Source organism: Pseudomonas sp. P7758, from assembly GCF_013386485.1.
In the GTDB taxonomy this organism is placed as follows: Bacteria; Pseudomonadota; Gammaproteobacteria; order Pseudomonadales; family Pseudomonadaceae; genus Aquipseudomonas.
Genome location: NZ_JACARS010000118.1, coordinates 1 through 21,735, shown reverse-complemented (window position 1 = coordinate 21,735; position 21,735 = coordinate 1). Strand labels below are relative to the sequence as shown.

Sequence of the window (21,735 nt, the reverse complement as noted above, 5' to 3'; positions counted from 1 at the left end):
CAAGCCCGCTCCCACATTAGTTTGGTATTGCCAATTCAAGATCCAGCAATGCTGAGCCCAGGCACTTGCCATGGGCGTCCAGCGCCAGCGACCGCGTCACCCCGCCTCGCAGGATCCCCGGCAACACGAAGTTCAGTGCCTGCACATTGGGCAGTTCATAACGCCGCACCGGTGCAGCTCCCGCCTCCAGCAACGGCGCAAAAAATGCCGCCACCACCTCAGCCGTCAATTGCTCGCAGAGCAGCGGATAGTCCTCGGCCCGATACGCAATGATCGAGATGTTCGAGGTGTCGCCCTTGTCTCCCGTTCGGGAGTGGGCCAGGGTGTGCAGTTTCATGACTCGATCCTCGGGTTGACCGCGTGACGAGGCAGCAGCAACGAGGCCACCGCCACCACCTGGCGCAGGCTCTTGCTGGCGCCACCGCCGCCGGACGGGCCGTTGGTGTAGAGGGTTTCCACTTCATTGCCGACACGCACCGCCTCGCTGCGTTCTGCGCAGCGGGCGGCGATGCGCAGGCGCACTTCCCACGGTTCAACCGTGCTGCGCGGGCCGTGCAGGGAGTCGACGCCGATCAATTCGGCACGCACGTCCTGCATGCGCACACCGGTCAACTCCAAGCGTTTCAGGACCACATCGCGAGCCAGTTGCGCACGAGCGACCGCGCCCGGGCCACCGTAGGAAATCTGCCCCTCACCGATCCAGCCGTCCAGATAACCGACGCTGACTTTCAACGCTTCGGGACGTGGCCGTCCGCTCGCGCCGTGGGCACGCACCCGGTCCACGGCTTCTTCGGTAAACGCCACCTGGGAAAAATCCGCGCACACGTCCGGTGTGAGGTAGGCCGCCGGGTCGTGCACTTCGTAGATCAATTGTTCGGTGCACGTGGCACGGCTGACCCGCCCACCGGAACCTGCGACCTTGGTGATCAAGGCCTCGCCGTCTGGGTCAATCTCGGCAAATGGAAAGCCAAGGCGTGCCAGATCGTCCACGTCCTTGAAGCCCGGATCGGCAAAGTAGCCACCGCTGACCTGCCCCGCACATTCCAGTAAATGCCCCACCAGCGTGCCGCGCCCCAGCCGTTGCCAATCATCCGCAGCCCAGCCGAATTCGAACATCTGCGGCGCCAGGAACAACGAAGGGTCTGCCACCCGGCCGGTGATCACCACGTCGGCCTCGGCGCGCAAGGCGTCGATAATGCCGTCGGCGCCCAAATAGGCGTTCGCGGAAATCAACCGCTCGCCCAACGAGCCAAGGGTCTGGCCGTTGTCGAGCAGCTGCTCCGGCTGGGCACGCAAGGTCTCAAGCACGTCGTCGCCAACCACCGCCAGCACCTTGAGGTTAAGCCCCAGTTCACTGGCAATCCGCCGCACTTCAACCGCCGCCGCCACCGGATTGGCCGCGCCCATATTGGTGATTACCCGCAGGCGCCGGCGCCCGTCGGGCTGGCCGACAAAGGGCAGCACGCGGCGCATGCGCTCACTCAACAGCGGGTCGTAACCGCCTTGTGGATCGCTGATCCGCGCCTGTTGCGCCAGGGCGATGGTGCGCTCGGCCAGGCATTCGAAGACCAGGTAATCCAGGTCGCCCTGTTCGGCCAATTCCACCGCAGGTTCGATACGGTCGCCGGAGTAGCCGGCGCCGGAACCGATGCGCAAGGTTTTCATTTCAAATCACTCCCAGGAGCAAAGCCGTCAGAGTCATCAACACCGACGCGGCAAACAGAAAGGGGATGGTGAAGCGCTGGTGATCGGCCAATTCGATCTTGCACAGGCCCACCAACAGGAAGGTCGCCGGCGTCAACGGGCTGACCGGAAAGCCGGTGGTGTGCACGCCCAGCAACGAGGCCTGGGCCACTTGCAGCGGGTCGACGCCCAAGGCCTTGCCGACTTCGGCGATCACCGGCATCACGCCGAAGTAGTAGGAATCCGGGTCAAACAGCATGCTCAGCGGCATCGACAGGAAGCCCACCACCGCCGGGATCAACTTGCCGTGGCCCGCCGGAATCTGCGCCACCGCCACTTCGGCGATGGCCTTGAGCATGCCGGTGCCTTGCATGATGCCGGTGAACACACCGGCGGCGAGCAGGATGCTGGCCATGGTCAGGGCGGTTTTTGCGTGGGCGTCGATCCGCGCGCGTTGGGCGTCGACGTTCGGGTAGTTGATGCACAGCGCCACCACGGTGCCGAGCATGAACATCACCACCGGGTCGACCCAACCGGCGATCATCACCACCATCACCAGTACCGTCAGGATCAGGTTGACCCAGAACAGCCGCGGGCGACGCAGGGCAATGTCATCGTCGCTGAGCACCCGTTGCGGCACGGCGTCCACGCTGGAACCAGCGCCCAGGCCCAGGCGTTTTTCTTCCCGGTGGCCCAGCCACCAGGCGCAGGCGAATACAAAGACCAGGCCGACGATCTGCACCGGGATCAGCGGCTGGAACAAGTCCGCCACCGGCACGTGCAGCGCCGCCGAGGAACGCAGTACCGGGCCGGTCCACGGCAGGAAGTTGACCCCGGCCGCCATCGCCGCCACACACGCGAGGATGCGTTTATCAATTCCCAGCCGCGTGTACAGCGGCAGCATCGCCGGCACCGTCACCAGGAAGGTCACCGCGCCGGAGCCGTCGAGGTGCACCAGCAGGGCCAGGGTCGCGGTACCGACGACAATCCTTGTAGGACGCGTCCCTACCGTGCGCAGGATGCGATCAATGATTGGATCCAGCATGCCGGCATCGGTCATGATCCCGAAGAACAGGATCGCGAACACAAACATCCCCACCACGGGGGCGACGTTCTTGATGCCGGTGATGATGAAGGCGCTGGTTTGCAAGCCGAAACCGCCCAGCAGCGCGGCGATGATCGGCAAGGCAATCAGGGCCACCAGTGGCGACAGGCGTTTGCTCATGACGGCAGTGAGCAGGCACAGGATGGTGATGACACCCAGGGTAGCGAGCATGGGGTAGCTCCAGAACGGCGTTTTCGGCCGGTTATTGTTTTCCCTGGAGTATTGGAATCGCGTTAGGCTTTGTAAATTGGAATATTCGGCACCCAACATTCGAAAAAACAAAACGCCCGAGCAAAATAAAAATGAAAAATTCGATCCAGCATATCCAGGCGTTTCTCGCCGTTGCCCGCACGGGCAGCTTTACCAAGGCTGCCAACGAACTGCATTTGTCGCCCTCGGCGCTGACCGTGCAGGTGCAACAACTGGAGGAATGGCTGGGCGTCGCGCTGCTCGACCGCAGCCCGCGCCACGTCAGCATCACCGCCGCCGGGCTGGATGCACGCGGGCCGATGGAGAAGCTGTTGCTGGACCTGGACAACATCGTCACCGGCTCCCGTGACCTGGCAGCGCTACGACGAGGCGTGGTGACCATCGCCGCCCTGCCCTCCGTGTGCGCCGGCGCGTTGCCTCCCGCCCTGCGCCTGTTTCGCGAGCGTTTTGCCGGGATCGAGGTGCGCTTGCATGACCTGGTTGCTCACCGCATTCATGCGCAAGTGCGTTCGGGCGAGGTGGATTTCGGCATTGGTGTGCGGGCGCGGCTGAGTCATGGACTGGCGTTTGTGCCGGTGCTGAATGATCGGTTATGTGCGTTCGTGCCGCTGGATCATCCGCTGACTCGTTGTGCAAAGTTGAGCCTGGAGCAACTGGCCGACCAGCCGATCATCCTCACCGGCCGCGACAGCAGCGTGCGGGAACAGGTGGACGCGTTGTTCGATGAAACACGCCTGACGATGCTCGCGGGGATGGAGGCCAACTACATGTCGACCGTGTTGGCGTTGGTGCGGCAGGGCTTGGGGATCAGTGTGTTGCCGGAATCGGCGGCGGACAGTCTGGAGGGGTTGAAGCGGATTACCATTGATCATCCGGGGGTGAATCGGGAGATCGGGTTGATCAGTCGCAGTGGACAGCCGTTGAGCCCAGCGGCGCAGCGCTGTTTTGAGTTGCTCAGTGAAGCATTACCTGGCGCACCGCAAAACTAAATGTGGGAGCGGGCTTGCTCGCGAAGGCGGTGGGTCAGCCAATACATGTGCTGACTGGTACACCGCCTTCGCGAGCAAGCCCGCTCCCACATTTTTGAGCGCATTTCAGCCCAGCATCGGCACATGCTTGGGATGGCTGGCCACGCGCTTCAACCACGCCTGCACGCCTGGATAGGCGCTCAGGTCAAAGCCACCTTCATCCGCCACATGGGTGTAGGCATACAGCGCCACGTCGGCAATCGAGAATTGGTCGCCCACCAGATACGGTGTCAATTGCAACTGGCGCTCCATCACCTTCAGGGCTTTATAACCGCCCTTGTGCAGCTTCTTGTATTCCTCCAGGCGATCTTCCGGCAGCCCCAGGTAAAACTGGATAAACCGCGCCACCGCGATGTACGGCTCGTGGCTGTACTGCTCGAAAAACTGCCACTGCAGAACCTGGGTGCGCAGGCGCGGTTCGCTGGGCAGGAACTCGCTGCCGTCGGCCAGGAAGTTGAGAATCGCATTGGACTCCCACAGGCAGGTGCCGTCTTCCAGCTCCAGCACCGGGATCTTGCCGTTGGGGTTCTTGGCCAGGAACTCCGCGGTCTGGGTGTCGCCCTTCAGGATGTCGACATCGATCCACTCATAGTCGATGCCCAACAGGCTGAGCATGAGTTTGACTTTGTAGCAGTTGCCCGATTTGTAATCGCCGTAGACCTTGTACATGGAGGCTCCCCTATGCCGCTTGCGCGTGCTGTGCTTGACGGACCACCGCAGCGAGACGCTTGAGACCTTCGTCCAAGCGCGCCGGGTCGATATGGCTGAAATTGAGCCGCAGGTGACCGTGATGATTGTCCGGCTCGGAAAAGAACGGTTCACCGGGCATGAACGCGATGTCCTGGTCGAGCGCAGGTGCCAACAAGGTGCGGGTATCGAGCGGCTGTTTCAAGGTCAGCCAGAAGAATAATCCGCCCTGGGGTATTTGCCAGTCGGCCAGGTCGCTGAAATGCCGCGCCAGTGCAGCCTGGAAAGCGTCGCGCCGGCCTCGGTAAAAGCTGCGCAACTCTACCAGGTGATGCTGGTATTTCTCGGTGCCGATCCATTGCATCGCCTGCCACTGGCCAACGCGGTTGGTGTGCAGGTCGGCTGATTGCTTGAGTTTGAGCAGGTGCGGGAACAGGTCCGGACTGGCGATCAGGTAGCCGACCCGCAGGCCGGGCAACAAGGTCTTGGATACGGTGCCGGTGTAGATCCAGCTGGCCTTTTTCAGCCGACTGACGATGGGTTGTGCGCTGCCGCCGTCGAAGGTCAGTTCGCGGTAGGGTTCGTCTTCGATCAGGGTTACGCCAAACTCGTCCAGCAACGCGGCGACGGCCTCGCGCTTGGCATCGCTGTAGCGCACCGCCGAAGGGTTCTGGAACGTCGGGATCAGGTAGACGAAGGACGGGCGATGCTGCTCAAGGCTGCTGCGCAAGGCTCTGAGGTCCGGACCGTCCGCTTCAAGCTGTACGGTCAGGCAATCGGCGCCGAACAATTGGAAAATCTGCAATGCCGCAAGGTAAGTCGGGCCTTCCAGGAGGATTTTGGTGCCCTTGTCGATGTACAGCTTGGCCGCCAGGTCCAGGGTTTGCTGGGAGCCGCTGACCACCATGACCTGGCGCGCATCGCAGGCAATACCCAGCACCCGCGCCTCGGCCGCCAGCAATTCACGCAACTGTGGCTCGCCTTCGCTCATGCCGTATTGGCCGATATTCAGCGGCATGCCTTCCCAATCCAGCGTGGGCAGCATCACTTCGGCCGGCAGGCCACCGGCGAAGGACATCACCTGCGGCTTTTGCGCCGCCGCGAGGATTTCACGGATCAGGGAGCTTTTAAGACGCGAAACACGTTCTGAGAAGGCCATAAGGGTCACCGGTAGCAAAGCCTGGGGAAAATACGTCAAACTGCTTGACCGAAATTACGACGACTTGGGCAGATACGTCAATATGCTTGACCTTAAAAACCAGACCAGCCAGCAAACCGCCATGGAAGCCTTCTTCTTCGGCTACCAGGCGTTCACCGCCAAGGCTGACGAAATGCTGGAGCGCCGCGGCTTGAGCCGGGTGCATCAACGCATCGTGTTTTTTATCGCGCGCTACCCGGCCTTGAGCGTCAAGGAGCTGCTGGAACTGCTCGGCGTGAGCAAACAGGCGCTGAATATGCCGTTGCGCCAACTGCAGGAAATGCACCTGGTGGACAGCGTGGCGTCCGAGACCGACAAGCGTAAGCGCCTGCTGGAGTTGACCGAGGAAGGCCGGCGTTTCGAACAATCGCTGCGGCGCGAACAGGTAAAGCTGCTGCAACGGGCGTTTGCCGAGGCAGGCGAGACGGCGGTAGAAGGCTGGCTGGCGGTAAACAAGGCACTCAGTGGCCAATCCTGAATTGCCTTTCATCCCCTTTCGCACACAAAATAGAAAACATTATTTGCTTTATTTGTATACAAAAGCATAATTCGCTTCGTGCGAGTTCCTGACCTATTGGTCAACAAAACCCGCTGGTACCTCAAAGCGCTGCTGCCCACTCATGTGTCCGGCGCTGGAAATAACAATAAAACTCTTGAGGAGTACTTGCTGTGGAAAGCCGCAAATCCGAAGCCCCTACGCTCGACCTCTCGCCAACCCACAACGGTTGGCTGGAACGCCTGTTCAAACTCCGCTTGCATGGCACCACAGTGAAGACCGAGCTGATCGCTGGCCTCACGACCTTTATCACCATGGCCTACATCATCTTCGTCAACCCCAACATCATGGCCGACGCCGGCATCGATCACGGCGCGGCGTTTGTCGCCACCTGCATCGCCGCCGCGCTGGGTTGCCTGCTGATGGGCCTGTACGCCAACTGGCCAGTAGGCCTGGCGCCGGGCATGGGCCTGAACGCGTTTTTCACCTACACCGTGGTCGGGACCATGGGCTACAACTGGGAGACGGCACTGGGTGCGGTGTTTATCTCCGGTGTGTTGTTCATGATCCTGACGCTCTCACGCATTCGCGAGTGGCTGCTCAACAGCATTCCGGTGAGCCTGCGCCATGCCATGGGCGCCGGCGTCGGATTGTTTCTCGGGGTGATCGGCCTGAAAACCGCCGGCATCATCGTGCAAAGCCCGGCCACCCTGATCAAGCTCGGCTCCCTGCATGAACCCGCCCCATTGCTGGCGGCCATCTGCTTCCTGTTGATTGCGATCCTCAGCTACCACCGGGTATTCGGCGCGATCCTGATCAGCATCATCGCCGTGACCCTCGCCGGTTGGGGCCTGGGCCTGGTGGAGTACCACGGCATCCTGGCCACCCCGCCAAGCCTGGCGCCGACCTGGATGGCCATGGACGTGATGGGCGTGTTCAACGTCAGCATGATCAGCGTGGTGTTCGCCTTCCTGTTTGTGCACATGTTCGACACCGCCGGCACCCTGATGGGCGTGGCCCAGCGCGCAGGCCTGGTGAATGCCGACGGCAAGATCGAAAACCTCTCCCGCGCCCTGAAAGCCGACAGCGCCTCCAGCGTGTTCGGCGCCATGGTCGGCGTGCCGCCAGTCACCAGTTACGTGGAAAGCGCCGCCGGGGTTGCCGCCGGTGGCCGTACCGGGCTGACCGCCGTCACCGTGGGTGTGCTGTTTATCGCAGCGATGTTTTTTGCCCCGCTGGCTGGCATGATTCCGGCCTATGCCACCGCCGGCGCGTTGATCTATGTGGCGATGCTGATGATGAGCGGCATGGCCCATATCAATTGGGACGACGCCACCGACAGCATTCCGGCGATCGTCACGGCCATCATGATGCCCCTGACCTTCTCGGTGGCCGACGGCATCGCCCTGGGTTTCATCACCTACGTGGCGCTGAAGGCCGGCACGGGTAAACACAAGGAAATTTCCATCAGCCTGTGGGTGCTTTGCGCGATCTTCATCGCCAAGTTCGCGTTCCTGTAGGCAAACCCGCTTGACCCTGCCTCACCCCGTCGGGTGGGGCTTTTGTACGAATGGAGGAATGCAATGAGTCTGGAAACCTGGCTGCTGTTCAGCGGCGCTGCGCTGGTGGTGATCCTGATCCCCGGCCCCCTGTCCTTGCTGATGATCAGCAACAGCCTGAACTACGGCCTGCGCCGTTCGTACCCGGCCTTTCTCGGCGGGGTGATTGCTTCGATCTGCCTGCTGAGCGCCTCGGCGCTGGGTTTGGGTGCGTTGTTGCTGGCCTCGGAACAGCTGTTCAGCGCCCTGAAGATCGTCGGCGCGCTGTACCTGTTCTACCTCGCCTGGCAGAGCTGGCAGCAATCCCGGCAACCGGCCCACGTCGCCGACGTACCGCAAGTGGCCGCCACCCCGCGATTTCGTGCGCTGTTTGGCCGGGCCTTTGTGCTGGGCGCCAGCAACCCGAAGGACATCCTGTTTTTCGCCGCCTTCCTGCCGCAATTCCTCAGTGCCCAGCAGGCCTTTTTGCCGCAGTTGCTGATCATGATCGCCACCTGGACCGTGCTCGACCTGCTGTGCAAACTGGCCTACGGCCTCGGCGCCCATGGCGCCGCGCGCTACCTGCGCAGCGGCAGGGGCCAGAGCTGGTTCAACCGGATCAGCGCGGGCTTGTTCACAGGCGCCGGCGCTGCGTCGCTATTGAGCCGCTGAAGATCCAGCCCCGATCGCACTGACGATCGGGGCCGCCTTTATGGTGCAATCAGCAGGCGAAAAAAAGCCCGCAGTGTGAGCGGGCGAAAAACCAACGAAGAGCTTTGGGGGTGTGAAGCGCGGTGACGACTCAGCTACCGCGATAGGTGGAGTAGCTGTAAGGCGAAATCAGCAAAGGCACGTGGTAGTGATCCTGTTCGGCGCTGATGCCGAAGCGCAGCACCACCACATCGAGAAATGCAGGTTCGGGCAGTTGCACACCGCGGGCGCGGTAGTAATCACCGGCGTTGAACTGCAACTGATAGACACCGCTGCGGTAGTCATTGCCTTGCAGCAGGGGTGCATCGCAGCGGCCGTCGCTGTTGGTCAGGGTGCTGGCGACCAGCTCAAGCTGTGCGCCCTCGACACGGTACAACTCAACCTTGATTGCGCTGCCAGGGCAGCCATGCGCGGCGTCCAATACGTGTGTGGTCAAACGTCCCATAGCGTCTGCGCGCCTCCCGAAGTCAGTAAAAAGTGAAAGACCGCACCTTTTCAGGTCACTGAAAAAGTCGGCGATGGCTGATTAAGACACTTTTCAAAAAAATTGTACACAATAAATTCAACAAGCCTGCGTTCCGTTGCTGACACCGATACTGTAGGAGCGAGCTTGCTCGCGAAGATCGTTAACGATAACGCAGCGCTTCAGGGTTAACGAGGCGCTCTCAGGTTTTTCGCGAGCAAGCTCGCTCCTACAGTGAATGAGGTTTTTTTCAATTTAGCTGACCAGTCAGGCAGGTTTCTTGCAGTGCTATTCTGCAAAGACCCTGCGGAAAAAATGCAGAAATACAGGCTTACAAAGTGAACACTAAGTTGTATACAATCAGTCATCGTTGTGACGCCACCCAGTCTTTCCGCTGCCCGGCCGCCACACACACCGCTACCACGAACAAGAAGGAAGACTGCAGTGAGCGCTGACTACCCACGCGACCTGATCGGTTACGGCAGTAACCCTCCTCACCCACACTGGCCGGGCAAGGCCCGTATCGCCCTGTCGTTCGTACTCAACTACGAAGAAGGTGGTGAGCGCAACATCCTGCACGGCGACAAAGAGTCGGAAGCCTTCCTGTCCGAGATGGTCTCGGCGCAACCGCTGCAAGGCGAGCGCAACATGAGCATGGAGTCGCTGTACGAATACGGCAGCCGTGCCGGCGTGTGGCGCATCCTCAAGTTGTTCAAGGAATTCGATATCCCGCTGACCATCTTCGCCGTGGCCATGGCCGCCCAGCGCCACCCGGATGTGATCCGCGCGATGGTCGCCGCCGGCCACGAGATCTGCAGCCACGGCTACCGCTGGATCGACTACCAATACATGGATGAGGCCCAGGAACGCGAGCACATGCTCGAAGCGATCCGCATCCTCACCGAACTCACCGGCGAGCGCCCACTGGGCTGGTACACCGGCCGCACCGGCCCCAACACCCGGCGGCTGGTGATGGAGGAAGGCGGCTTCCTCTATGACTGCGACACCTATGACGACGACCTGCCCTACTGGGAACCCAACAACCCGACCGGCAAGCCGCACCTGGTGATCCCCTACACCCTGGACACCAATGACATGCGTTTCACCCAGGTCCAGGGTTTCAACAAGGGCGACGACTTTTTCGAATACCTGAAAGACGCCTTCGACGTGCTGTATGCCGAAGGCGCGGACGCACCGAAAATGCTCTCCATCGGCTTGCACTGCCGCCTGATCGGCCGCCCGGCACGCCTGGCCGCCCTCAAGCGGTTTATCGAATACGCCAAGGGCCATGATCAGGTGTGGTTCACCCGCCGCGTCGACATCGCCCGTCACTGGCATGACGTACACCCTTTCCAGGGAGCCGCCAAATGACCGCGTTCCAAACCCTGAAACCGTCGACCCTGAGCCGCGACGAATTCGTCAAAGCCTTCGCCGACATCTACGAACATTCGCCATGGGTGGCCGAAAAGGCCTTCGACCTGGGCCAGGACGCTTCGATCGACGAGATCGAAACCCTGCACCAGCGCATGAGCGACATCCTGTTGAGCGCCGATCACACCAGTCAACTGGCCCTGATCAACGCTCACCCGGACCTGGCGGGCAAAGCGGCCGTCCAGGGCCAGTTGACCGAAGCCAGCACTAATGAACAGGCTGGCGCCGGTATTCACCAATGCTCGAGCGACGAGTTTTCGCGCTTCACCGAGCTGAACGATGGCTACAAGGCCAAGTTCAAGTTTCCCTTCATCATGGCGGTAAAAGGCAGCAACCGGCACCAGATCCTTGCCGCGTTTGAAACGCGCATTCACAACTCGGTGGAAGCCGAGTTCAAATGTGCGCTGGCCGAGATCAATAAAATCGCGTTGTTCCGATTACTGACCCTTTAGCAGACCTGGCCCGAGCGGTTCATGAACGCCCAGGGCCTGGCGAGCATCCCAAGCCACTTACTTTAAGGCAGACAAGAAGAATGAAAGCGCAACCCGTACCTTTCGAAAAGTTCGTCAACCTGGCCGACGCCCGCCTGGGCACCAAGATCATCTCTGTCACCGATGACTGGTTCGCCGACGCCAACCGCCTGTTCCAGCCGACCCCGGCCGTGTGGAAGGAGGGCGTTTTCGATGACAACGGCAAGTGGATGGACGGCTGGGAGTCGCGCCGCAAGCGCTTCGAAGGCTACGACAGCGCCGTGATCCGCCTGGGCGTACCGGGTTCGATCAAAGGCGTGGACATCGACACTTCATTCTTCACCGGCAACTTCCCGCCATCGGCGTCCCTGGAAGCCTGCTTCCTCGCGAGCGGCGAGCCGGATGACAACACCCAATGGGTTGAAGTGCTGTCGGCGGTGGAGCTGCAAGGCAACAGCCATCACTTCCACGAGATCAACAACGACCAGGCCTTCAGCCACCTGCGTTTCAACATCTACCCGGACGGTGGCGTGGCCCGTCTGCGTGTGTACGGCATTCCGTTCCGCGACTGGTCGGCGGTGGGCGACAACGAACAGGTGGACCTGGCTGCTGCATTGAACGGTGGCCGCGCACTGGCCTGCTCCGATGAACACTTCGGGCGCATGAGCAACATCCTCAACCCGGGCCGTGGCATCAACATGGGCGACGGCTGGGAAACCGCACGTCGTCGTACGCCGGGCAATGACTGGGTGATCGTCGCACTGGGCCACCCGGGCGAGATCGAGAAGATCGTGGTCGACACCCTGCACTTCAAGGGCAACTACCCGGACACTTGCTCGATCCAGGGCGCATTCGTGAAGGGCGGCACCGACAGCCAGATCGAAACCCAATCGCTGTTCTGGCGCGAACTGCTGCCGGCGCAGAAACTGGAAATGCACGCTGAACACACCTTTGCCGAGCAGATCAAGGCGCTGGGCCCGATCACCCACATTCGTCTGAATGTGTTCCCGGATGGTGGTGTGAGCCGCCTGCGGGTTCTCGGTAAGGTCTCGAAGTAACACCCGATCGTTCCCACGCTCTGCGTGGGAATGCATACCGTGACGCTCTGCGTCACAAGAGCGGACGCAGAGCGTCCAGGGCGGCGTTCCCACGCAGAGCGTGGGAACGATCCATACACAAGATTAAGAAGACAGCCATGCGCACACTGATGATCGAACCCCTGACCAAAGAAGCCTTCGCCCCTTTCGGAGACGTTATCGAAACCGATGGCAGCGATCACTTCATGATCAACAACGGGTCGACCATGCGCTTTCATAAACTGGCGACGGTTGAAACCGCCACGCCAGAAGATAACGCGATCATCAGCATCTTCCGCGCCGACGCGCAGGACATGCCGCTGACCGTGTGCATGCTGGAACGACACCCGCTGGGCAGCCAGGCTTTCATCCCGCTGCTCGGCAACCCCTTTCTGATCGTGGTCGCGCCACTTGGCGATGAACCTGTATCGGGCTTGGTCCGCGCCTTCGTTACCAACGGCAGGCAGGGCATTAATTACCATCGCGGCGTCTGGCACCACCCGGTGCTGACGATCGAAAAGCGGGATGACTTCCTGGTGGTTGATCGCAGTGGCACAGGCAATAACTGCGATGAGCATTTTTTTAAAGAGGATGAGCGGTTGATCCTCGCCCCCCACCAATAAGAGAAGGTCTGATCACTCGACGACAGAGTGACAGGCGAGAGGTAAAGACTGTGGAAGCACATTTGATGGAATGGCTGAACCTGAGCGTGCGCTGGGTTCACATGATCACTGGCGTCGCCTGGATCGGCGCTTCGTTCTACTTCGTCTGGCTGGAAAACAACCTCAACCGCGTCAACCCCAAGGACGGCCTCGCCGGTGACTTGTGGGCGATCCACGGTGGCGGTATCTACCACCTGGAAAAATACAAACTGGCCCCACCGACCATGCCGGACAACCTGCACTGGTTCAAATGGGAAGCCTACTTCACCTGGATGTCCGGCATCGCGCTGCTGTGCGTGGTGTTCTACGCCAACCCGACCTTGTACCTGCTGGCCCCGGGCAGCAGCCTCAGCGGTCCGGAAGGTGTGTTGCTGGGCCTCGGCTCGCTGCTGGCCGGCTGGTTCATCTACTCCTTTCTCTGCGACTCGGCACTGGGCAAGCGCCCCGCCCTGCTCGGCCTGATCCTGTTCGTGCTGTTGATTGCCGCCGCGTACGGCTTCAGCAAGGTGTTCAGCGGTCGTGGTGCGTACCTGCATGTGGGCGCCGTGATCGGCACCATCATGGTGGGCAACGTGTTCCGCATCATCATGCCGGCCCAGCGTGCGCTGGTGGCGGCCATCGCCGAAAACCGCACGCCCGACCCGGCACTGCCGGCCAAGGGTTTGCTGCGTTCGCGGCACAACAACTACTTCACCTTGCCGGTGCTGTTCATCATGATCAGCAACCACTTCCCGAGCACCTACGGCAGCCAATACAACTGGCTGATCCTCGCAGGTATCGCGGTGGCGGCGGTGTTGGTGCGTCACTACTTCAACACCCGTCACAACAGCCAGAAATACGCCTGGACCTTGCCGGTGGGCGCACTGGCAATGATTTGCCTGGCCTACGTGACCGGCCCAAAACCGGTGGCGACTGCACCGGAAGTGGCCAAGGCACCAGCGGCCATCGAGTACCAGCCACTGCCGGAAACGGCGTTGGGTGGCGGGCTTAAACCGGCTGCTCCAGCGGCACCTGCACCGGCACCTGCCGAAGCAGCACCGGCCCAGGCCTCGATTGATTTTGACAAGGTCCATGGGGTGATTCAGGAGCGCTGCGCGGTGTGCCATTCGGCCAAGCCGACAAGCCCGCTGTTCAGCACCGCACCGGCCGGGGTGATGTTTGATACGCCGCAGCAGATCCAGCAAATGGCCCCGCGCATCCAGGCACAGGCCGTGGCCAGCCAGATCATGCCGCTGGGCAATATCACCCAGATGACCCAGCAGGAACGGGACTTGATTGGCACCTGGATCACTCAGGGGGCGCGTACCAACTGACTGATTAACGCAGGACTAGTGTGGGAGCGGGCTTGCTCGCGAATGCGGTGTGTCATTCAACACTTCAGGTGACTGAACCACCGCGTTCGCGAGCAAGCCCGCTCCCACATGGGATCTGCGGTGTGCTTTGACGAATGAGTTCCACCCGGCAATTGAATACCGAACAACACAACAATAAAAAGATCCGAGGTGTTGCATGTCCCAGCTAGAAACGCAGACTCCTGCCGCGCCCGCCATGGTGCGGCTGCCCCTCTTGCAACTGATTCTGGTAGGCCTGCAACACGTCTTGCTGATGTACGGTGGCGCCGTCGCCGTGCCTTTGATCATCGGCCAGGCCGCAGGCCTGAGCCGTGAAGAAATCGCCTTCCTGATCAACGCCGACCTGCTGGTGGCGGGCATCGCAACCATGGTCCAGTCCTTCGGCATCGGCCCGGTAGGCATTCGTATGCCGGTGATGATGGGCGCCAGTTTCGCCGCTGTCGGCAGCATGGTGGCCATGGCCGGCATGCCCGGCATCGGTCTGCAGGGGATCTTCGGTGCGACCATCGCCGCCGGTTTTTTCGGCGTGGTGATCGCGCCGTTCATGTCCAAGGTCGTGCGCTTCTTTCCACCGCTGGTGACCGGTACCGTGATCACCGCCATTGGTCTTTCGCTGTTTCCCGTCGCGGTCAATTGGGCCGGCGGTGGCGCAGCGGCGTCCACGTTTGGCTCACCGATTTACCTGGCGATTGCCGCGCTGGTGCTGGCCACCATCCTGCTGATCAACCGTTTCATGCGCGGCTTCTGGGTGAATATCTCGGTGCTGATCGGCATGGCCCTCGGCTACGGGCTGTGCGGGATGATCGGCATGGTCGACCTCAGCGGCCTGGCGCGCGCCCCGTGGGTGCAAGTGGTGACGCCACTGCATTTCGGCATGCCCAAGTTCGAGTTGGCGCCGATCCTGTCGATGTGCCTGGTGGTGGTGATCATCTTCGTCGAGTCCACCGGGATGTTCCTCGCCCTGGGCAAGATCACCGGCCAGGAAGTCACGCCGAAAATGCTCCGCCGTGGCCTGTTGTGTGACGCCGGCGCATCGTTTTTTGCCGGGTTCTTCAACACCTTCACCCACTCCTCGTTCGCGCAGAACATCGGCCTGGTGCAGATGACCGGCGTGCGCTGCCGTTCGGTGACGATCGTGGCCGGCGCGCTCCTGATTGTGCTGAGCCTGCTGCCCAAGGCCGCCTTTTTGGTAGCGTCGATTCCACCCGCAGTGCTGGGCGGCGCGGCGATTGCCATGTTCGGCATGGTGGCAGCCACCGGGATCAAGATCCTCCAGGAAGCCGACATTGCCGACCGTCGTAACCAGTTGCTGGTGGCGGTGAGTATCGGCATGGGATTGATCCCGGTGGTACGTCCCGAATTCTTTGCACAGTTGCCGCTATGGATGAGCCCGATCACTCACAGCGGCATCGCCATGGCCACGATCAGCGCGCTGTCGCTGAACCTGTTATTCAACATCCTGGGTGGCGCCGAACGTGCTGCCCCAAGCGCTCACGCACACCCACATTGATTCCTGCGTCACAACAAAAACAATAACGATCAGGGAACACACCATGTACGCCATTCACCCGGGGCCGGCCACGCGCCGTGCCCCATTCTCGCCCCGCGCGCTCTTTAACGGCGCACTTGAGCACAGGCCTGGGAGTCAGTATTCTCGGCGCCCGCTCAAATCGACTCAAAAAAAAACAGCGAATGTAAAAGCTGACTGCAAGGCCAACTTATCCCGGCCCCACGTCCGCAGCCAACGTGTGCAAAAACTCTCCGAATTCGACTGTGTTCATCACAGCCGACGGGGATTTTTTGGCTTTTTAAACACCTTGGCGCAGCTCTTGCTAAAAGCATCAAAGCTGACCGAACAGACGATTTTTGCGGCAAGCCAAAAGACGCCACACCAGAGCGTCCGCTTAGAAAAAAAACCAGAAACCTTTACCTCGGGAGCAACCGAATGAAACGTACCGTGAACAGCCTGATGCTGGCAGGATCCCTGCTGGCCGGGGGCCAGGCCATGGCCGGTGATCTGCTGCAGTGGCAGAACAACAGCCTGACTTATCTGTGGGGCAAGAACTTCACTGTTAACCCGCAGATCCAGCAAACCGTGACCTTCGAACACGCCGACGCGTGGAAGTACGGCGACAACTTCTTCTTCCTCGACCGCATCTTTTACAACGGCAAGGAAGACGGCAATGTTGGCCCGAGTACTTACTACGGTGAGTTCAGCCCACGCTTGTCGTTCGGCAAGATTTTCGACAAGGACTTGTCGTTCGGTCCGATCAAGGACGTGTTGCTGGCGTTCACTTACGAGTTCGGCGAAGGCGACAACGAGTCGTACTTGCTCGGCCCGGGCTTCGACCTGGCAATCCCTGGTTTCGACTACTTCCAGCTGAACTTCTACCAGCGCCAGACCGAAGGCAATCGCCCGGGTGACGGCGTATGGCAGATCACACCGGTGTGGTCGTACACGATCCCGGTGGGCAACTCCAATGTGCTGATCGACGGCTTCATGGACTGGGTGGTGGATAACGACAAGAACGCCCGCGGCACTTACCACGCCAACCTGCACTTCAACCCGCAGATCAAATATGACCTGGGCAAGGCGTTGCATTGGGGCGAGAAGCAGTTGTATGTCGGTATCGAATACGACTACTGGAAGAACAAGTACGGGATCCAGGACAGCGGCGCGTTCGAGACCAACCAGGACACTGCGAGCCTGTTGGTGAAGTACCACTTCTAACCACACCGCCTATCCCCTGTATGTGGGAGCGGGCTTGCNNGACACACCGCATTCGCGAGCAAGCCCGCTCCTACACAAGCCAGCCCCACATTTAGTTCGGTGTCAGGCCTAGAAACCGCTGCAACTCTTCGCGCTTGGCCAGCGCATCCCGCCTTCCCAGCTCGATCAATTCGCTGCAATACCCCGCCTCGAACAGCAGGTAGCTGAGCACACCCGCGCCACTGGTTTTGGTCGCCCCCGGCCCGCGCAGAAACAGGCGCAATGCCGCCGGCAATTCCTGGCGGTGACGTGCCGCGATTTCGTCGATTGGCTGACTGGGAGCGATCACCAATACTTCCACTGGCGCCAAACCTTGTATCGCCGCGTTGGCCGGCAACACGTGGCTGAACTGGTTCAGGCGCTCGAGCAATTCGATATCGCTTTCCAGGCTGTCGATGAACGTACTGTTGAGCATGTGCCCGCCGATCTGCGCCAACGTCGGCTCCTGGCCGGTGAAGGTGCGCGCCGGGTTCGATGGATCGTTGCCGCGCGGGTTGCCACTGACCCCCACCACCAGCACGCGGCTGGCGCCCAGGTGCAACGCAGGACTGATCGGCGCCGACTGGCGCACCGCCCCGTCACCAAAATATTCCTGGCCGAGTTTGACCGGCGCAAACAGCAACGGAATCGCCGAGCTGGCCAGCAAGTGTTCAACGGTCAATTGGGTGGGAATGCCGATGCGCCGATGCCGCAACCAGGCATCGATGGTGCCGCCGCCCTGATAGAAGGTCACGGCTTGCCCGGACTCGTATCCGAACGCGGTCACCGCCACAGCATGAAGGTGTTTCTCGCGGATCGACTGCGCGATGCCTTCCAGGTGCAGTTTGTCGCGCAACAAGTCCCGCAGCGGCGAACTGTTGAGCAGCGCCACTGGCACCTGCGCCCCCATCCCCAGCAGGCTGTGGATAAGGAATCGACTGGCCTGGCTGATCACCCCGGGCCAGTCGCTGCGCAGCACCAGGTGGCTGCGAAAGCCCTGCCAGAAGGCGGTCAGGCGCTGGATGGCGGCGGTAAAGTCCATGGCGCCACTGGCCAGGCTCACCGCATTGATCGCCCCGGCCGAGGTGCCGACAATCACCGGAAACGGATTGGCGGCCCCCGGCGGCAACAGCTCGGCAATCGCCGCCAGTACCCCCACCTGATAGGCGGCCCGCGCCCCGCCGCCGGAAAGAATCAAGCCTGTGACCGGTTCAGCTGAGCGCATTGCATCACTCCATGGTGCTTGGGGACTTCAGATCAACGACGGCGTTTTTCATACAGCTTAGGCTCACCTGGCGGCCGGCTCTTGAAGCGGCGGTGCGTCCACAGGTATTGCTCGGGGCATTCGCGCACGGAGGCTTCGACCCACTGGTTGATGCGCAGGCAATCGATCTCGTCGGTTTCACCGGGGAAGTCGGTCAGCGGCGGATGGATCACCAGGCGATAACCGCTGCCGTCGGCCAGGCGTTCCTGGGTGAACGGCACCACCAGTGCCTTGCCCAGGCGGGCGAACTTGCTGGTGGCGGTCACGGTGGCGGCCTGAATGCCGAACAATGGCACGAAGATACTTTGCTTGGCGCCGTAGTCCTGGTCCGGTGCGTACCAGATCGCACGACCGGCCCGCAGCAGCTTGAGCATGCCGCGCACGTCTTCGCGCTCTACGGCCAGGGAGTCGAGGTTGTGCCGCTCGCGGCCACGGCGCTGGACGAAATCGAACAAGGGGTTGCCGTGCTCGCGGTACATGCCGTCGATGGTGTGCTTCTGCCCGAGCAAGGCGGCGCCGATTTCCAGGGTGGTGAAATGCAGGGCCATGAGGATCACGCCCTTGCCTTCCAGTTGCGCCTGCTTGAGGTGCTCCAGCCCTTCGACATGGGCCAGGCGCGCCAGGCGCGGCTTGGACCACCACCAGCTCATGGCCATCTCAAAGAACGCGATGCCGGTGGAGGCAAAGTTTTCCTTGAGCAAATGTTTACGCTCTTTAGCGGACTTTTCCGGGAAGCACAGTTCCAGGTTTCGTGCGGCGATACGTCGACGTTCACCGGCCACCCGGTACATTCCCGCCCCCAAGGCACGGCCAATCCCCAGTAAAGCCCGGTACGGCAACTGCACAATCAGCCACAGCAAACCCAGCCCCAGCCATAACAGCCAGAAGCGCGGATGAAAAAATACAGCTCGAAAACGCGGGCGATCCATTCAAGATTCCGGTAAAGACAACGGCCGCGCATTCTACAACGGTTCGACCCGGCTTGCGGCTAGCGGATGTTCTCGTTATAAGTCTCGACACTTTTCGTGACAAGCCGCTTTGCCGACCATGAGCCAAACCGAACCGCTAGACCAAGATCCCGTGTTCCAGTTGAAAGGCAGCATGCTCGCCATTACCGTGCTGGAACTGGCCCGCAACGACCTTGATGCCCTGGACCGCCAGCTCGCCGCCAAGGTCGCCCTGGCGCCGAACTTCTTCAACAATGCACCGCTGGTGCTGGCCCTGGACAAGCTCCCGGCCGGCCAGGGCGCGGTCGACCTGCCCGGGCTGATGCGCGTGTGCCGCCAGCATGGCCTGCGCACCCTGGCGATCCGTGCCAGCCGTATCGAAGACATCGCCGCGGCAATCGCCATTGAACTGCCAGTACTGCCGCCGTCGGGTGCCCGCGAGCGTCCGCTCGACCCGTTGGTCGGCGAAGAGAAGAAAAAACCGGAGAAACCGCCGGAGCCGACGATCAAGCCGACAAAGATCATCACCTCTCCCGTACGGGGCGGGCAGCAGATTTACGCCCAGGGTGGCGACCTTGTCGTCATCGCCCCGGTCAGCCCGGGGGCGGAACTTCTCGCCGATGGAAACATCCATGTATACGGCCCTATGCGTGGTCGTGCCCTGGCCGGCATAAAAGGTGACACCAAGGCCCGTATTTTTTGCCAGCAGTTGACCGCTGAGCTAGTGTCCATCGCAGGCCAGTACAAGGTTTCGGAAGATTTGCGCCGCGATCCGCTGTGGGGGGCCGGGGTACAAGTCAGCCTGTCGGGCGATGTGTTGAACATCGTTCGTCTTTAACGGATACTGCCGCATTTTCCAAGCATCTCTGGACTCTGATAGCACAGCGAAAACGGCAAAACTTGTGTAGGAATAATTTTAAGGTGGGGTTTGCCCAGGCAAACCGTGCTTTCTCCTACAAGAGCTGCCCGCCTGCAGCGAGTGACAAGAGATGTTTTTCAGGGACTAAAAAGTCCTTTTTCCTTAGGGGTGAAACACCTTGGCCAAGATTCTCGTGGTTACATCCGGCAAGGGTGGTGTGGGTAAGACCACCACCAGCGCCGCTATCGGTACCGGCCTCGCTCTGCGCGGCCACAAGACAGTTATCGTCGACTTCGACGTCGGCTTGCGTAACCTCGACCTGATCATGGGCTGTGAACGCCGCGTGGTTTACGACTTCGTCAACGTCGTCAATGGCGAAGCCAACCTGCAACAGGCCCTGATCAAGGACAAGCGCCTTGAGAACCTGTATGTACTGGCCGCCAGCCAGACCCGCGACAAAGACGCGCTGACCAAGGAAGGCGTGGGCAAGGTCCTCGCCGAACTGAAGGAAACCTTCGAATACGTGGTGTGCGATTCCCCGGCGGGTATCGAGACCGGTGCTCACCTGGCGATGTACTTCGCCGACGAAGCCATCGTCGTGACCAACCCTGAAGTCTCCTCGGTACGTGACTCGGACCGCATGCTCGGCCTGCTGGCCAGCAAGTCCCAGCGCGCCGAGAAAGGTGAAGATCCGATCAAGGAACACCTGCTGCTGACCCGCTACAACCCTGAGCGCGTCAGCAATGGCGAAATGCTCGGCGTTGAAGACGTGAAGGAAATCCTCGCCGTGACCCTGCTGGGTGTGATCCCGGAATCCCAGGCCGTCCTGAAGGCATCCAACCAAGGTGTGCCGGTGATTCTTGACGACCAGAGCGACGCCGGCCAGGCGTACAGCGATGCGGTAGATCGCTTGCTGGGCAAGACCGTGGAACATCGCTTCCTCGATGTTAAGAAGAAGGGATTCTTCGAGCGTATCTTTGGAGGCAACTAAACAATGAAATTTCTCGACTTCTTTCGCGCCAACAAAAAGCCAAGTACCGCGTCGGTAGCGAAAGAGCGTCTACAGATCATCGTGGCGCACGAACGCGGCCAACGCAGCACCCCGGATTACCTGCCAGCCCTGCAGAAGGAACTGGTGGAAGTGATCCGCAAGTACGTCAACATCGGTAACGATGACGTGCATGTCGCCCTGGAAAATGACGGCAGCTGCTCGATTCTGGAACTCAATATCACCCTGCCTGATCGTTGATCGAAAAGGCGGTCGCCACGGCGGCTCGGTTACCTGGCTCCCCTCACGGGGCCGGGTGAGCGAGCCGCCGTTGGCGTTTGTTACGAGGCTGTTTTAATGCCGTTGTCCAATGTCCATATCCTTCATCAGGACGCTGCTGTCCTGGTGGTGAACAAGCCTACCCTGCTGCTCTCGGTGCCCGGTCGCGCCGACGACAACAAGGACTGCCTGATCACCCGCCTGCAGGAAAACGGCTACCCCGAAGCCCGCATCGTCCATCGCCTGGACTGGGAAACGTCCGGGATCATCCTGCTGGCCCGAGACGCGGATACCCACCGTGAACTGTCCCGCCAGTTTCATGACCGGGAAACCGAAAAGGCCTACACCGCACTGTGCTGGGGCCAACCGGAACTGGACAGCGGCAGCATCGACTTGCCCTTGCGCTACGACCCACCGACCAAGCCACGGCACGTGGTGGACCACGAGTTCGGCAAGAACGCGCTGACCTTCTGGAAAGTCCTGGAGCGTTGCGGCGACTGGTGCCGGGTTGAGCTGACGCCGATCACCGGCCGCTCCCA

The 21,735-nt window shown here is 60.9% G+C and carries 24 protein-coding genes; 16 read left to right on the top strand and 8 right to left on the bottom strand.

Features of this window, described 5'->3' with window-relative positions; translation table 11 throughout:
• Nucleotides 1-16: 16 nt before the first annotated feature.
• From HX873_RS23760 to HX873_RS23750, 3 genes are read right to left on the bottom strand one after another with little or no spacing between them, the layout of a single operon-like run.
• Nucleotides 17-337 (bottom strand): hypothetical protein, encoded by a 321-nt coding sequence (locus HX873_RS23760; RefSeq protein WP_087694789.1) that lies wholly within the window; start codon nt 335-337, stop codon nt 17-19.
• The gene (locus HX873_RS23755; RefSeq protein ID WP_177123297.1) at nt 334-1,665 is read right to left on the bottom strand and encodes an acyclic terpene utilization AtuA family protein; all 1,332 of its coding nucleotides are present in this window, start codon (nt 1,663-1,665) and stop codon (nt 334-336) included. The genes HX873_RS23760 and HX873_RS23755 overlap by 4 nt, the downstream gene beginning before the upstream one ends.
• Before the next feature lies 1 nt (nt 1,666).
• Nucleotides 1,667-2,959: a CitMHS family transporter gene (locus tag HX873_RS23750; protein WP_087694787.1), complete on the bottom strand. Its 1,293-nt coding sequence runs from the start codon at nt 2,957-2,959 to the stop codon at nt 1,667-1,669.
• Nucleotides 2,960-3,090: 131 nt separating this feature from the next.
• Here HX873_RS23750 and HX873_RS23745 point away from each other — a divergent pair, with 131 nt between their 5' ends.
• On the top strand, nt 3,091-3,987 hold the full coding sequence (locus tag HX873_RS23745) for a LysR family transcriptional regulator (protein ID WP_177123296.1): 897 nt from the start codon (nt 3,091-3,093) through the stop codon (nt 3,985-3,987).
• A gap of 105 nt (nt 3,988-4,092) precedes the next feature.
• On the opposite strand, the gene HX873_RS23740 is transcribed toward HX873_RS23745, so the two are convergent.
• Both HX873_RS23740 and HX873_RS23735 read right to left on the bottom strand, forming a co-directional pair.
• The gene (locus HX873_RS23740; protein WP_008432197.1) at nt 4,093-4,695 is read right to left on the bottom strand and encodes a glutathione S-transferase family protein; all 603 of its coding nucleotides are present in this window, start codon (nt 4,693-4,695) and stop codon (nt 4,093-4,095) included.
• A 10-nt stretch (nt 4,696-4,705) separates the two neighbouring features.
• On the bottom strand, nt 4,706-5,872 hold the full coding sequence (locus HX873_RS23735) for a PLP-dependent aminotransferase family protein (RefSeq protein WP_003212839.1): 1,167 nt from the start codon (nt 5,870-5,872) through the stop codon (nt 4,706-4,708).
• A gap of 82 nt (nt 5,873-5,954) precedes the next feature.
• On the opposite strand from HX873_RS23735, the gene HX873_RS23730 reads away from it, so the two are divergent.
• The 3 genes from HX873_RS23730 to HX873_RS23720 all read left to right on the top strand — a co-directional run bounded on the left by HX873_RS23730 (nt 5,955) and on the right by HX873_RS23720 (nt 8,617).
• On the top strand, nt 5,955-6,389 hold the full coding sequence (locus tag HX873_RS23730; RefSeq protein ID WP_003212841.1) for a MarR family winged helix-turn-helix transcriptional regulator: 435 nt from the start codon (nt 5,955-5,957) through the stop codon (nt 6,387-6,389).
• Between the two features lie 191 nt (nt 6,390-6,580).
• Nucleotides 6,581-7,927 (top strand): NCS2 family permease, encoded by a 1,347-nt coding sequence (locus tag HX873_RS23725; protein ID WP_003212843.1) that lies wholly within the window; start codon nt 6,581-6,583, stop codon nt 7,925-7,927.
• A gap of 63 nt (nt 7,928-7,990) precedes the next feature.
• Entirely contained in the window at nt 7,991-8,617 is a 627-nt protein-coding gene (locus HX873_RS23720) for a LysE family translocator (protein ID WP_008432192.1), read from the top strand.
• A gap of 130 nt (nt 8,618-8,747) precedes the next feature.
• On the opposite strand, the gene uraH is transcribed toward HX873_RS23720, so the two are convergent.
• Nucleotides 8,748-9,101, bottom strand: coding sequence for a hydroxyisourate hydrolase (gene uraH / locus HX873_RS23715; protein ID WP_177123295.1), 354 nt, complete (start codon nt 9,099-9,101; stop codon nt 8,748-8,750).
• Nucleotides 9,102-9,563: 462 nt separating this feature from the next.
• Between uraH and puuE the strand changes: the two genes are divergently transcribed.
• From puuE to HX873_RS23675, 8 genes are all read left to right on the top strand, one after another.
• Entirely contained in the window at nt 9,564-10,490 is a 927-nt protein-coding gene (puuE, locus tag HX873_RS23710) for an allantoinase PuuE (RefSeq protein ID WP_008432189.1), read from the top strand.
• Nucleotides 10,487-11,002 (top strand): 2-oxo-4-hydroxy-4-carboxy-5-ureidoimidazoline decarboxylase, encoded by a 516-nt coding sequence (gene uraD / locus HX873_RS23705; protein ID WP_102606293.1) that lies wholly within the window; start codon nt 10,487-10,489, stop codon nt 11,000-11,002. Before puuE ends, uraD begins: the two co-directional genes overlap by 4 nt.
• 80 nt (nt 11,003-11,082) lie before the next feature.
• A complete protein-coding gene (gene alc / locus HX873_RS23700; protein WP_003209112.1) occupies nt 11,083-12,078 on the top strand; it encodes an allantoicase in 996 nt (331 codons plus the stop codon).
• Between the two features lie 137 nt (nt 12,079-12,215).
• Complete coding sequence (locus HX873_RS23695) at nt 12,216-12,719, top strand: ureidoglycolate lyase (protein WP_003209110.1); 504 nt, start codon at nt 12,216-12,218, stop codon at nt 12,717-12,719.
• Nucleotides 12,720-12,769: 50 nt separating this feature from the next.
• On the top strand, nt 12,770-14,071 hold the full coding sequence (locus tag HX873_RS23690) for a urate hydroxylase PuuD (protein ID WP_008432185.1): 1,302 nt from the start codon (nt 12,770-12,772) through the stop codon (nt 14,069-14,071).
• 196 nt (nt 14,072-14,267) lie between these two features.
• Entirely contained in the window at nt 14,268-15,620 is a 1,353-nt protein-coding gene (locus HX873_RS23685) for a nucleobase:cation symporter-2 family protein (protein ID WP_177123294.1), read from the top strand.
• 43 nt (nt 15,621-15,663) lie between these two features.
• Nucleotides 15,664-16,059 carry a hypothetical protein gene (locus HX873_RS23680; RefSeq protein WP_134326009.1) on the top strand — a complete coding sequence of 132 codons (396 nt, stop codon included), beginning with the start codon at nt 15,664-15,666 and terminating at the stop codon, nt 16,057-16,059.
• Nucleotides 16,056-16,841, top strand: coding sequence for an outer membrane protein OmpK (locus HX873_RS23675; RefSeq protein ID WP_003209104.1), 786 nt, complete (start codon nt 16,056-16,058; stop codon nt 16,839-16,841). The genes HX873_RS23680 and HX873_RS23675 overlap by 4 nt, the downstream gene beginning before the upstream one ends.
• Nucleotides 16,842-16,932: 91 nt before the next feature.
• On the opposite strand, the gene HX873_RS23670 is transcribed toward HX873_RS23675, so the two are convergent.
• Both HX873_RS23670 and HX873_RS23665 read right to left on the bottom strand, forming a co-directional pair.
• Nucleotides 16,933-18,084: a patatin-like phospholipase family protein gene (locus HX873_RS23670; protein WP_177123293.1), complete on the bottom strand. Its 1,152-nt coding sequence runs from the start codon at nt 18,082-18,084 to the stop codon at nt 16,933-16,935.
• 32 nt (nt 18,085-18,116) lie between these two features.
• Nucleotides 18,117-19,052 carry a lipid A biosynthesis lauroyl acyltransferase gene (locus HX873_RS23665; RefSeq protein ID WP_003209101.1) on the bottom strand — a complete coding sequence of 312 codons (936 nt, stop codon included), beginning with the start codon at nt 19,050-19,052 and terminating at the stop codon, nt 18,117-18,119.
• Between the two features lie 118 nt (nt 19,053-19,170).
• Between HX873_RS23665 and minC the strand changes: the two genes are divergently transcribed.
• From minC to HX873_RS23645, 4 genes are all read left to right on the top strand, one after another.
• On the top strand, nt 19,171-19,908 hold the full coding sequence (gene minC / locus HX873_RS23660) for a septum site-determining protein MinC (protein ID WP_003209099.1): 738 nt from the start codon (nt 19,171-19,173) through the stop codon (nt 19,906-19,908).
• Between the two features lie 199 nt (nt 19,909-20,107).
• A complete protein-coding gene (minD, locus tag HX873_RS23655; RefSeq protein WP_003209098.1) occupies nt 20,108-20,920 on the top strand; it encodes a septum site-determining protein MinD in 813 nt (270 codons plus the stop codon).
• 3 nt (nt 20,921-20,923) lie between these two features.
• A complete protein-coding gene (gene minE / locus HX873_RS23650) occupies nt 20,924-21,178 on the top strand; it encodes a cell division topological specificity factor MinE (RefSeq protein WP_003175252.1) in 255 nt (84 codons plus the stop codon).
• A gap of 96 nt (nt 21,179-21,274) precedes the next feature.
• Nucleotides 21,275-21,735: pseudouridine synthase (locus HX873_RS23645; protein WP_177123292.1), on the top strand; the 461-nt coding region annotated here is incomplete at its 3' end.